This window comes from Microbacterium umsixpiens (assembly GCF_053543675.1).
In genome coordinates this window covers 11,986-23,647 of record NZ_JBLVOH010000163.1, presented here as the reverse complement: position 1 = coordinate 23,647, position 11,662 = coordinate 11,986, and the positions used below count along the sequence as shown (strand labels likewise).

At 70.7% G+C, this 11,662-nt stretch carries 11 protein-coding genes; 8 read left to right on the top strand and 3 right to left on the bottom strand.

Translation table 11 applies throughout. From position 1 onward, the window contains the following. On the top strand, positions 1-985 hold a 985-nt coding region (locus ACNPM4_RS15930), incomplete at its 5' end, for an amino acid permease (protein WP_448986331.1). 10 nt (positions 986-995) lie between these two features. Here ACNPM4_RS15930 and ACNPM4_RS15925 read toward each other — a convergent pair. Genes ACNPM4_RS15925 through ACNPM4_RS15915 form a run of 3 tightly spaced genes read right to left on the bottom strand, consistent with a single transcriptional unit; the run spans position 996 to position 5,021 of the window. After that, a complete protein-coding gene (locus ACNPM4_RS15925; RefSeq protein WP_448986330.1) occupies positions 996-1,619 on the bottom strand; it encodes a response regulator in 624 nt (207 codons plus the stop codon). Then, positions 1,616-2,923, bottom strand: coding sequence for a sensor histidine kinase (locus ACNPM4_RS15920; RefSeq protein ID WP_448986329.1), 1,308 nt, complete (start codon positions 2,921-2,923; stop codon positions 1,616-1,618). The genes ACNPM4_RS15925 and ACNPM4_RS15920 overlap by 4 nt, the downstream gene beginning before the upstream one ends. Continuing rightward, a complete protein-coding gene (locus tag ACNPM4_RS15915) occupies positions 2,889-5,021 on the bottom strand; it encodes an MMPL family transporter (RefSeq protein WP_448986328.1) in 2,133 nt (710 codons plus the stop codon). Before ACNPM4_RS15915 ends, ACNPM4_RS15920 begins: the two co-directional genes overlap by 35 nt. A 200-nt stretch (positions 5,022-5,221) precedes the next feature. Here ACNPM4_RS15915 and ACNPM4_RS15910 point away from each other — a divergent pair, with 200 nt between their 5' ends. The 7 genes from ACNPM4_RS15910 (at position 5,222) to ACNPM4_RS15880 (ending at position 11,627) form a co-directional block, all read left to right on the top strand. After that, on the top strand, positions 5,222-6,208 hold the full coding sequence (locus ACNPM4_RS15910) for an aldo/keto reductase (protein ID WP_448986327.1): 987 nt from the start codon (positions 5,222-5,224) through the stop codon (positions 6,206-6,208). A 30-nt stretch (positions 6,209-6,238) separates the two neighbouring features. Further along, positions 6,239-6,892: an IMPACT family protein gene (locus tag ACNPM4_RS15905; RefSeq protein WP_448986326.1), complete on the top strand. Its 654-nt coding sequence runs from the start codon at positions 6,239-6,241 to the stop codon at positions 6,890-6,892. A 78-nt stretch (positions 6,893-6,970) separates the two neighbouring features. Further along, complete coding sequence (locus ACNPM4_RS15900) at positions 6,971-7,891, top strand: J domain-containing protein (protein WP_105711736.1); 921 nt, start codon at positions 6,971-6,973, stop codon at positions 7,889-7,891. A 31-nt stretch (positions 7,892-7,922) separates the two neighbouring features. Further along, complete coding sequence (locus ACNPM4_RS15895; protein ID WP_448986325.1) at positions 7,923-8,579, top strand: histidine phosphatase family protein; 657 nt, start codon at positions 7,923-7,925, stop codon at positions 8,577-8,579. Between the two features lie 44 nt (positions 8,580-8,623). Further along, positions 8,624-9,589, top strand: a complete 966-nt coding sequence (locus ACNPM4_RS15890) for a squalene cyclase (RefSeq protein WP_448986324.1) — start codon at positions 8,624-8,626, stop codon at positions 9,587-9,589. 79 nt (positions 9,590-9,668) lie between these two features. Further along, on the top strand, positions 9,669-10,091 hold the full coding sequence (locus tag ACNPM4_RS15885) for a Fur family transcriptional regulator (RefSeq protein ID WP_029264333.1): 423 nt from the start codon (positions 9,669-9,671) through the stop codon (positions 10,089-10,091). A gap of 66 nt (positions 10,092-10,157) precedes the next feature. Next, positions 10,158-11,627 (top strand): catalase, encoded by a 1,470-nt coding sequence (locus tag ACNPM4_RS15880; protein WP_262002088.1) that lies wholly within the window; start codon positions 10,158-10,160, stop codon positions 11,625-11,627. Positions 11,628-11,662 lie beyond the last annotated feature (35 nt).

The window sequence follows — 11,662 nt, the reverse complement described above, 5'->3', positions numbered from 1 at the left end:
GATGGAGTTCTGGTTCGCGCTGATCAAGATCGTCGCGATCGTCGCCCTCATCGTCACCGGCCTGGTGATGATCTTCACCGGCTTCCAGCACGACGCGGGGACCGCCAGCTTCTCGAACCTGTGGGATCACGGCGGCATGTTCCCGCACGGCTTCATGGGCTTCGTCGCGGGATTCCAGATCGCCGTGTTCGCGTTCGTCGGCGTCGAGCTCGTCGGCACCGCGGCCGCCGAGACCAAGGACCCGAAGCGCAATCTGCCGAAGGCGATCAACGCGATCCCGATCCGCATCCTGCTGTTCTACGTGGGCGCACTCATCGTGCTGATGGCGGTGACCCCGTGGACCGAGTACGTCGCCGGCGAGAGTCCGTTCATCGCGATGTTCGCCCTCGCCGGACTCGGCATCGCGGCGACGGTCGTGAACCTGGTCGTGCTGACCTCGGCGATGTCGAGCGCCAACTCCGGCATCTACTCGACCTCGCGCATGGTGTTCGGCCTCGCGCAGGACGGGGATGCCCCGCGGATCTTCGGCCGACTCTCGCGCCGCCGCGTGCCGCAGAATGCCCTGTTCCTCTCGTGCATCCTGCTGCTGTCCGGCGTCGTGCTGCTGTATGCGGGCAAGGACATCGGCACGGCCTTCGACATGGTGACCACGGTCTCGGCGCTGTGCTTCATGTTCGTGTGGACGATCTTCCTGTGCAGCTACCTCGTGTACCGGCGCACCCGCAAGGACAAGGTCGCCGCGTCGACGTTCCGGATGCCGGGCGGGGTGTTCATGGTCTACGTGGTGCTCGCGTTCTTCGTGTTCGTCCTGTGGGCGCTGACGACGCAGCCCGACACGCTGACCGCGCTGTTGGTCACGCCGATCTGGTTCGTGCTGCTGTTCGTGGCGTGGCTGTTCGTGCGGAGGTCGCCGAACCATCTCGCCCGGCACGCCGCGCACATCGCGCACCTGCGCGACGACTCGGTCGAGGCGGACACGGACTGAGCTCCCCCGCTCAGAGGAGCCCGGTGTCGCGGGCGATCGCGATGGCGCGGGCGCGACTGTCGGCGCCGAGCTTCTCGAACACGTGCACGAGGTGGGTCTTCACGGTGGCCTCGGTGACGAACAGGGTCTTCGCGATCTCGCGGTTCGATGCGCCGGTATCGAGCAGCCGGAGCACGTCGAGCTCGCGGTCGGTGAGCCGCACCCGCGGCGCGCGCATGACCTGCACGACCCGCTCGCTGAGCTCGGGGGTGAGCACGAGTCCGCCGGAAGCGGCCTGACGGATCGCCCGCACGATGTCGTCCGGAGCGACATCCTTGAGCAGGTACCCCGCCGCTCCCGCCTCGATCGCACCGAGGATCTCAGCGTCGCGGTCGAACGTCGTCAGGATCAGCACGGCGGGTGCCGGATGCTGGGCACGAAGCGCGGCAGTCGTCTGCACGCCGTCCATGCCCTCGCCGAGCCGCAAGTCGCACAGCACGACATCGGGATGCAGGTGCCGGGCGAGAACCACGGCTTCCTCTCCGGAAGCCGCCTCGCCGACCACCTCGACGTCGTCGCGGTGATCGAACAGCGAGCGCACCCCGGCCCGGACGATCGGGTGATCGTCGACGAGCAGCACGCGCACCGGGGTCATCCTTCGCCCCCGTTCCGTCGCGCCTGCACCGTGCCGCCGAGCGGAACGTGCGCCGAGAGCGCGGTGCCGTCGCCCGGGGCACTCTCCACGTCGAGTCCGCCGCCGAGTTCGCGGAGGCGCGCGCGCATCGAGCGCAGCCCGTACCCGCCGCCCTGGCCGCCGACCCCGCCCTCAGCATCCCACCGGGTCGCCTCGAAGCCGACCCCGTCGTCGACGATGTCGAGCCGCACCGCATCGCCGGCATCGGCCAGGGTCACCACGACGCGCGACGCGGATGCGTGGGAGCGGACGTTGGCGAGAGCCGACTGCGCCGTCCGCAGCAGGGCGACCTCGGCGTCGATGCCGAGCGCCGGCAGGTCGTCGTCGGCGTGCAGGATCGCCTCGATCCCGGTCTCGTCGATCAGGCGCTCCAGCATCCGAGCGAGCGCGTCGCCGAGGGCCGTGGATTCGAGTTCGGCCGGCATCAGCGCGTTCACGATGCGTCGCGCATCGGCCAGCCCTTCGACGGCGAGCGCCCCGATCTGCTCGAGCGCGCGGTTACTCTGCGCGGGATCGCCGGACTCCAGAGCCGAGCGCGCCAGCATCCCGATCGACGACACGCTCTGGGCGATCGTGTCGTGGATGTCGCGAGACACCCGGGTGCGCTCCTCGCTCGCGCCGGACTCGCGCTGGGTGCGGGCGAGCTCGTCCTGGAGCGCCGACATCTCCTCCTGGGTCGCGACGAGCGAGGCGATCAGTCGACGGCGCTCCCGCCCGTCGCGGACGAGCTCGAGATACCCGCGCGAGATCCCCAGCGCGAAGACGCCGCCCACGAGGGGCCCGATCACGTTCGCATAGGTCGTGGTGCCGGTGTGCAGCAGCGGGGCGGTCACCACGACCGCGAGGACCGCCGCGCTCAGCAGCAGTGCCCACCGCAGTCGCATCACGAATCCGGCCAGCAGCCACAGCGGGAAGGCGAGCCACACGAACTCGGGCGAGACGACGACCGCTCCGAGCCAGATGAGCGTCAGCCCGAGCAGCCACCAGGTCGCCAGACGGCGGTCGGACGTGCGCTCGCTGAGCAGCAGCCCGCCGCCGTACCACCCGAGGAACACGAGCGAGAGGGCGAGGACCCACGGCAGCGGAACCCCGTCGACCGCGGCACGCCAGGCGCCGATCGCGAGCAGCACGACCGTGATGACGGCCTGCCCGATCCGGATCGACCCGACCAGGCTCGCCCAGGTACGTGGTGCGCGGAAGCCGGCCGCCCGCTCGTCACGGGCGGTGCGCTCAGCCCGCGTCGGGAGAGGTGGCGACTGCGGCATCCTCGTATTCTCCCCCGTGCGGCCGATCTGCACCCCGATCGGCGCGGGATCCGCCCCTCCCGACCTTCCCCGGCCACCACATCCGCTCCCCGACGATCGCGAACAGCGCGGGGACCACCAGGGTGCGCACGACGAAGGTGTCGACGAGCACCCCGATCCCGACGATGAGTCCGATCTGTCCGAGCGTGACCAGGGGCAGCAGCCCGAGCGCGGCGAACACGGCCGCGAGCACGACGCCGGCGCTGGTGATCACGCCGCCCGTCGCCGTGAGCGCACGCACCATCCCCTGCCGCGTGCCGACCGTCTGCGCCTCGACGCGCGCCCGATGGACCAGGAAGATCGTGTAGTCGATGCCGAGCGCCACCAGGAACAGGAACGACAGCAGCGGGACCTGCAGGTCGAGCGCGTCCCATCCGAACACCACCCGGCTCAGCCAGGTGCCTGCGCCGATCGCCGCGACCGCGCTGAGGATGTTCACCGCGAGCAGCAGCACGGGCGCCACCAGGGAACGCAACAGCACGATGAGCACGAGCAGACTGACCGCGAGCACGAGCGGGACGATCAACAGCAGGTCGCGTTGATTGCCCTCGCGGGCGTCGAGATCCGCCGCGACCGGTCCACCCACCACGGCGTCGGCATCCGGCACCGTGACCGCGGCCTCGCGCACGGCGCTCACCAGATCGAGGCTCTCGGTGGTTCCCGGAGCCGGTTCACCGACGACGAGCAGCCGCGTGAGGGCTCCGTCGGCGCTCTCCCCCGTCGCGGACACCCGGAGCACACCCGGCACGTCTTCGACGGCCTCGGTCAGCGCCTCGGTCTCAGCCGTGTCACCGATCACGATCATCGGCTGCGCCTCGCCCGCGGGGAAGTGCTCGCCGAGCACGGTGAGCCCTGCCGCCGACTCGGACTCGACGCGGAACTTCTCGACCTGCGTGAGACCGACGGACACGCCGGCGAGGCCTCCGGCGAGGACGCCGAGCAGCGCGAGCCCACCGACCAGCGGCACCCAGGGGCGCCGGGAGACGCGTTCGGCGACGGCGCCCCACACTCGACCGGTCGCGGCGCCACCGCCCACGCGCGGGGCGAACGGCCAGAAGAGGCGGCGGCCGCACACGGCGAGAGCCGGCGGAAGCACCAGCAGCACCGCGGCGAGCGCGATGAGGAGGCCGACGGCCGAGGCGATGCCGAGCCCGCGGGTGCCGGGGATCACGGCGAACGCGAGCGTGGAAAGGGCGAGGACCACGGTCACGTTCGAGGCGACGATGGCGGGCACGGTCGCACGCCAGGCGGCGACCAGTGCGCGCCGGTGGTCGGTGTCGAGCGCGAGCTCTTCGCGGTAGCGCGAGATCAGCAGGAGGGCATAGTTCGTCCCGGCGCCGAAGACGAGGACGCTCACGATCCCGGAGTCGAACTGCAACCCGAGTCCGGCTCCGATCGCCGCCGTCGCCTTGTTCGCCAGCTGGTCGGCGAGCGCGACCACCACGAGCGGGATGATCCACAGCACGGGCGAGCGGTAGGTGACGATGAGCAGCAGTGCGACGATCCCGAGCGTCACCATGAGCAGCGTGAAGTCGGCGCCGTCGAACGCGGACGCGACGTCCACCCCGAACGCGGGGCCACCGGTGACCTGCACCGTCACACCGTCGATCGGATGCTGCGCCACCGCGTCGCGCAGGTCGTGCACGGCGTCCGCGGCGGCATCGTCCTTGTTCTCGTCCAGCGTCAGCGTCGCCTGGACGACCGCGGCCTCTCCGTCGTCGCTGACGATCGGACCGTGCGGATCGTGCCCGGTCTCTGCTCCGACGTCGGCCGCGAGGGAGCCGAGTGCCGCGAGGTCTGCGTCGCCGAGCTGTCCGCCGTCGTCTCGAGCCGCGACCAGCAGCACGGTGTGCTCGTCCGCGTCGGAGAACTGCTCGGCGAGGGCCGCCGCTCGAGCGGACTCCGAGTCCGGAGGGGCGACGTCGCTGCCGGTGGGCAGAGACGCGCGACCAAGGGCACCGAGGAGGGCGGTGAACGCCACCACCGCGATCAGCAGGGAGATCCACCCGCCGCGTCGAGAGGTGAGCCACAGAGGGAGGGAGCGGAGGGTGCGGAGCATGGATCCAGTCCAGCCGCGACGGCGCCGAGGAGGATCGGGCAGGAGGGTGAGACGCGTCTCCATCGTTCGATGGATGCCCGCGCCGCCGGAGGGTCGCGGTCAGAGGGGTTCCGTCAGGCCCTCCCTCGTCGCGACCACCGGGCGTAGCGTCGGTTCCACAGTCGCGGATCGCACCCGCGGCGAAGACGAAAGGACGACTCATGCACACACGCACTCTCGGACAGGGCCTCCAGGTCTCGGCGGTCGGACTCGGCTGCATGGGGATGTCGCAGAGCTACGGCCCGAACCCCGGCAGCCGCGAAGACATGATCGCCGTGCTCCGGTCGGCGGTCGACCACGGCGTGGACTTCTACGACACCGCCGAGGTGTACGGCCCGTACGTGAACGAGGAGCTCGTCGGCGAGGCCCTCGAGCCGATCCGCGACAGGGTCGTCATCGCGACCAAGTTCGGGTGGGACATCCAGGAGGGGAAGAGTGTCGGGCTGAACAGCCGCCCCGAGCAGATCCGCCGGGTGGCCGAGGCATCGCTGCGGAGTCTGCGGACCGATGTGATCGACCTCTTCTACCAGCATCGCGTCGACCCCGACGTGCCGATCGAAGACGTGGCCGGCACCGTGGGCGAGCTGATCGCCGAGGGCAAGGTGCGCCACTTCGGGCTCTCCGAGGCTTCGGCCGACACCATCCGCCGCGCCCATGCCGCGCATCCGGTGACCGCGCTGCAGAGCGAATACTCGCTGTGGACCCGCGAGCCCGAGGCCGAGGTCCTTCCGGTGCTGGCCGAGCTCGGCATCGGGTTCGTTCCCTTCAGCCCGCTCGGCAAGGGGTTCCTGACCGGCACGGTCGACGCCGCGGCGGACTTCGCGGCCGGTGACATCCGCGCCACGATCCCGCGCTTCACGGCCGAGAACCGGGCGGCGAACCAGGCGCTCGTGGCGCACGTCGCCGAGCTGGCCGCGTCCAAGGACGCCACCCCCGGCCAGATCGCCCTCGCCTGGCTGCTCGCCCAGCAGCCATGGATCGTGCCCATCCCCGGCACCCGGCGCACCGCGCGCATCGCCGAGAACGCGGGCAGCACCGCCGTCGCGCTCTCCGCCGACGAGGTCGCCGACCTGTCGACCCTGGCCGCGCGCATCGGTGTGGCCGGCGACCGCTACAACCCGCAGCAGATGGCGTTCGTCGACCGGTGAGCCGCCGACGGCCTCGGTATCGTGAGGCGGGTGACCTCCGCCCGCAGCTACCCCGCGACCATCGCGGCCGCGGTCGAGCACGAGACGGTCATCCGCAAGTCGCGCTTCCTCACCCGCGTCGAACCCGTCTCGTCGGTCGAGCAGGCCGAAGCGGTGATCGCCGCCGTCCGCAAGCGGGCCTGGGATGCGAACCACAACTGCACCGCGATGATCACCGGTCTGCTCGGTGATCAGGCGCGATCGTCGGATGACGGAGAACCCTCGGGCACCGCGGGCATCCCGATGCTGGAGGTGCTGCGGCGCCGGGAGCTGACCGACGTGGTCGCGGTGGTGACACGGTACTTCGGCGGTGTGAAGCTCGGAGCGGGCGGTCTCGTGCGCGCTTACTCCTCGGCGGTGTCCGAGACGCTCGACCGGGCAGCCCTGGTGTGGCGTGCGGCGCTCCGACAGGTGACGCTCGAGGTGCCGCATGCGGATGCCGGGCGCTACGACAACCTGCTGCGCGACTGGGCGGGGCATCACGGTGCGACGCTGGGCGAGCCGACCTACGCGGCGACTGCCACGCTCGAGCTGTGGGCGCCCGAGGCGGAGCTTCCGAGGCTCACCGATGACCTGGCCGCAGCATCCGCCGGTGCGGTCGTCCCCGTGCTGGGCGTCGAGCGCGTCGTCGACGTCCCCGACTGAACCATCGAGGCCGGCGGGATCGGCGAAACCACAAGGATCGGCGGATATCCTGGATGCCGCGGTCGCGGAGGGAGAGCGATGTTCGACAGTCCGCTCTCGGCTTCGGCCTACGAGATCCTCGAGGTCGACCCCGGCGTCGACGACGTCGAGCTGCGCCGCGCCTACCGTCTGCGCCTGCGTCAGACCCACCCCGACACCGGTGGCGACGCGGCGATCTTCATCCAGGTGCAGCGCGCCTGGGAGCTGATCGGCACCGCCGAGGGTCGCGCCGCCTACGACCGCCGGACCGGTGTGACCCACGAGGCGGGCTCCGAGTGGAGCGGGTGGCGTCCGCCGCCGACCCGCACCGACACGCGCCCGCGGGCCCGGTCGTACGGTCACCCCGGCGGCTGGCGCCGCGAGCGCTACCTCGACCTCATCCGCGAATGGGCCGGCCGTGGCGTCGAGGTCCCCGATCCCTACGACCCCGCGCTCGTGCGCTCGGCACCGCGTGACCTGCGCCGGCTCCTCGCCGACGCCCTGGCGGAGGAGGCCACCGCACGCACGGTGTCCGATCTGGGCATGGGCTACACGGTGTGGCACGACGTCGCCGCCGGAGCCGATGCCGACGACAAGCTCGACCACGTGGTGCTGGGCCCCTCGGGCCTGTACGGCGTGATGTCGGAGGACTTCGGCGGGGTCGTCGGCTTCCGTCGCGGCGAGATCACGGGACCGAGCCTCGGCACCCGCGCGCCCGTGACCGCCGCGCTCGGGCGGATGCGCACGGTCGCCAAGGCCGCCCGCGTGAAGTTCGGCGGTGCGATCATCGTGCTGCCCGACGACGACCTCTCCCAGGCGGTCACCCCGCTCGGCACGACCCGGGGCGTCCCGGTCGTGGTGGTGCGGCGCAGTGCGCTCGCCATGGTGCTGCGTCAGGGCGTTCCACAGGCGCGGGCCATCGGAGGCAACGAGCTGTTCGACGTGCGCACCCGACTGCAGCAGACCGTCCGCTTCGTCTGACTCGGAGGCCGGCGGGGGTTACGGTGTCGTTGTGCCCGCACACGAACCGATACTCGAACACCCCGCCCCCGAAGCACCGGCCGGAAAGCTGATCCTCCTGCGCCACGGCGAGACCGAATGGTCGCGGACCGGGAGGCACACGGGGCTCACCGACATCCCTCTCACCGCCCGCGGAGAGGATCTGGCCCGTCGCGCCGGTGCGCTCGTCGCGGACTACGACTTCTCCCTCGTTCTGACGTCTCCGCTCGTCCGTGCGCAGCGCACCGCGGAACTCGCGGGCCTGCACGCCGAGATCGACCCGCTCCTCGTCGAGTGGGACTACGGCGGATACGAGGGTCGCACCACGAAGGACATCCGTGCGGAGCTCGGCTACGGCTGGAGCACGTTCACCCACGGAGTGATCCCCGGGCGCACCCCCGGCGAGACCGTGGAAGAGGTCGCCGCGCGGGCGTCGCGGGTGCTCACGCGGGTCCTGCCGGCGATGTCGCAGGGAGACGTCGCGCTGGTCGCGCACGGCCACTTCCTGCGCATCCTGACGGCGGTGTACCTGCGGCTCGCTCCGCGCTTCGGCGCCCAGATCAGCCTGGATGCCGGGTCGGTGTCGGTTCTCGGCTTCGCGCGCGAGCAGCCCGCCATCCTGTCGTGGAACTACGGTCCGGAGCTGCCTTCGGCACCCGCCGAATCCTGACGCGACAGGTATGCGCGCGCCGCACCGAGGAGTAGCGTGCCCGCATGGCGATCGCGACGGAGACGATGCAGTGGCTGCTCGACGGTGACCCCGCGCTGCGCTGGCAGGTGGAGCGCGACCTGCTGCGGGAGCCCGAGCAGGTGTGGCAGGCGACGCGCGCTCGGGTGGCGACCGAGGGCTTCGGTGCCGCTCTCCTCGCCCGGCAGGACGACGACGGCCAGTGGGCCGGCGGCGCCTTCTTCCCGGCGGGCTTCTTCGGCAGCCCGGAGGCCGAGGAGCCGGGGCAGCCGTGGACGGCCACGACCTGGTCGCTGAACGATCTGCGCGAGTGGGGCGTGAAGGCCGCCGTGCTCGGCGACACCGCGGAGCGCCTGGCGCGGAACAGCCGGTGGGAGTACGACGACCTGCCCTATTGGGGCGGCGAGGTCGACGTGTGCATCAACGCCTACACGCTGGCGAACGGCGCCTGGCTGGGGGCGGACGTGGCCGCCCTCGCCCGATGGTTCCCCGCTCACCGCCTCGAGGACGGCGGGTGGAACTGCGAGGCGGAGGAGGGCGACTCGGTGCGGTCGTCGTTCCACTCCACGCTCAACGCCCTGCGCGGGATGCTCGCCTACGAGCGACTCACCGGCGACACGTCGTTGCGCGAGGCGCGGCACTCGGGCGAAGAGTATCTGCTGCGACGTCGGCTGCTGTACCGCGAGTCGACCGGCGAGCAGGTCGGCCCGTTCGTGGGGCGCTTCGTGTATCCGAGTCGTCACCGGTACAGCGCGCTGACGGCCCTGGACCACTTCCGCGAGGTGTCACTCGTCGAGGGCGGCGCACCCGACGACCGGATCGCGGATGCCGTCGAGCTGGTGCGTGCCGCGCGGCGTGCGGACGGCACCTGGCTGCAGGGCGCTTCGCTCGCCGGTCGCACCTGGTTCCCCGTCGACGCCGGGGAGGGCCACCCCTCCCGATGGCTCACACTCATCGGTGCCCGCGTGCTCGACTGGGCCGGACGCGCCTGAGCCGAGGTCGCACCGCCGCGGCGCAGCATCCCGATATGCGTTCTTTTGAGTTATTCAAATAACGGGGTACACTCGAGGCATGGAGACAGAACTCGACTCGGCGCTTCGCGTTGCCGGGCTGCGTGCGACCGCGGGCCGCGTCGCCGTTCTCGAGGCTCTCGACTCCATGGCCCATACGGATGCGGAGCGGGTCTACCGTGCCGTGTCCGAAGTGCTGCCGACCACGTCGATCCAGTCGGTGCACAACATCCTCGCGGACCTGACGACGGCGGGCCTCATCCGCCGGATCGAACCGGCGGGTTCCGCGGCGCTCTATGAGCGGCGCATCGACGACAACCACCACCACGTCGTCTGCACCTCCTGCGGTGCGGTCGGCGATGTGGACTGCGTCGTCGGCGAAGCGCCGTGTCTCACCCCGTCCTCGACGGGTGGATTCACCGTCCAGACCGCCGAGGTCACCTTCTGGGGCCTCTGCCCCAGCTGCCAGAACGCCGCGCAATAGCCGACCGACGAACGCCCATCCACGGATGGGGGTATTCGTCGCGCCTGCGCGGAGAAGGAGAGAACCATGACGAAACCTGCCGATTCGTACCGTCCGTCCACCACCACGCAGGCCGGAGCCCCGATCGTGAGCGACGAGCATTCGCTGACGGTCGGCCCTGACGGCCCCACGGTCCTGCACGATCACTACCTGGTCGAGAAGATCGCGGCGTTCAACCGCGAGCGCGTGCCGGAGCGCAACCCGCACGCGAAGGGCGGCGGCGCCTTCGGTGAGTTCGTCGTCACCGAAGACGTGTCGAAGTACACCCGCGCTGCGGTGTTCCAGCCGGGCGCGAAGACCGAGGCGCTCATCCGCTTCTCGACGGTCGCCGGCGAGCAGGGCTCGCCCGACACCTGGCGCGACGTGCGCGGGTTCTCGCTGCGTCTGTACACGGAAGAGGGCAACCTCGACATCGTCGGCAACAACACCCCGACGTTCTTCCTGCGCGACGCGATCAAGTTCCCGGACTTCATCCACTCCCAGAAGCGCCTCGGCGACTCGGGTCTGCGCGACCCCGACATGCAGTGGGACTTCTGGACGCTCTCCCCCGAGACCGCGCACCAGGTCACCTACCTCATGGGCGACCGCGGCCTCCCGCGCAGCTGGCGGCACATGAACGGTTACGGCTCGCACACCTTCTCGTGGGTGAACGAAGCCGGTGAGCTCTTCTGGATGCGCTACCACTTCGTCTCGAACCAGGGCGTCGAGGCGATGGGCGCCGAGGAGGCGCAGCAGCTCGCCGGATCCGACGCCGACTTCTACCGTCGCGACCTGTTCGACTCGATCGCCCGCGGCGACCACCCCTCCTGGGATCTGTACGTGCAGATCATGCCGTACGGCGAGGCGAAGGACTACCGGTTCAACCCGTTCGACCTCACCAAGACCATCTCGCTCAAGGACTACCCGCGCATCAAGGTCGGAACGCTGACCCTGAACCGGAATCCGGAGAACTTCTTCACGCAGATCGAGCAGGCCGGCTTCTCGCCCAGCAACCTGGTGCCCGGCACCGGGCTCTCGCCGGACAAGATGCTGTTGGGCCGCATCTTCGCGTACCCCGATGCCCAGCGTCACCGCATCGGTCCGAACTACAACCAGCTGCCCGTGAACCAGCCGCACGCGGCCGAGGCGCGCAACTACCAGCACGAAGGTTCGATGCGGTACCAGCACAACGACGCCGCACACCGCACCTACCACCCGAACTCGTTCGGCGCGGCCGGGGGCCCCGAGGCGGATCCGACCGTGGCGCTCGAAGCGAACTGGGAGGCCGACGGCCAGCTCGTGCGCTCGGCGGCCACACTGCACGCCGAGGACGACGACTTCGGCCAGGCGGGCACGCTCTACCGTGAGGTCTTCGACGGCGAGCAGCGGGCGCGGTTCCTCGAGACCCTCACCGGTCAGGGCCGCTCCATCACCATCGACGACATCCGCGAGCGGTTCTTCCAGTACTGGACGAACGTGGATGCCGAGCTCGGCGCAGCCCTGCGGGATCGGGTCTGATCCGCGCCATCCGCTGAGACCCCCGTCTTCGCGCC

Bases quoted from the DNA above. Each gene is read 5' to 3' on its own strand.
- ACNPM4_RS15925 (WP_448986330.1), bottom strand. From the start codon at position 1,619: ATGACCCCGGTGCGCGTGCTGCTCGTCGACGATCACCCGATCGTCCGG.
- ACNPM4_RS15920 (WP_448986329.1), bottom strand. From the start codon at position 2,923: ATGCCGCAGTCGCCACCTCTCCCGACGCGGGCTGAGCGCACCGCCCGT.
- ACNPM4_RS15915 (WP_448986328.1), bottom strand. From the start codon at position 5,021: ATGCTCCGCACCCTCCGCTCCCTCCCTCTGTGGCTCACCTCTCGACGC.
- ACNPM4_RS15910 (WP_448986327.1), top strand. From the start codon at position 5,222: ATGCACACACGCACTCTCGGACAGGGCCTCCAGGTCTCGGCGGTCGGA.
- ACNPM4_RS15900 (WP_105711736.1), top strand. From the start codon at position 6,971: ATGTTCGACAGTCCGCTCTCGGCTTCGGCCTACGAGATCCTCGAGGTC.
- ACNPM4_RS15890 (WP_448986324.1), top strand. From the start codon at position 8,624: ATGGCGATCGCGACGGAGACGATGCAGTGGCTGCTCGACGGTGACCCC.
- ACNPM4_RS15885 (WP_029264333.1), top strand. From the start codon at position 9,669: ATGGAGACAGAACTCGACTCGGCGCTTCGCGTTGCCGGGCTGCGTGCG.
- ACNPM4_RS15880 (WP_262002088.1), top strand. From the start codon at position 10,158: ATGACGAAACCTGCCGATTCGTACCGTCCGTCCACCACCACGCAGGCC.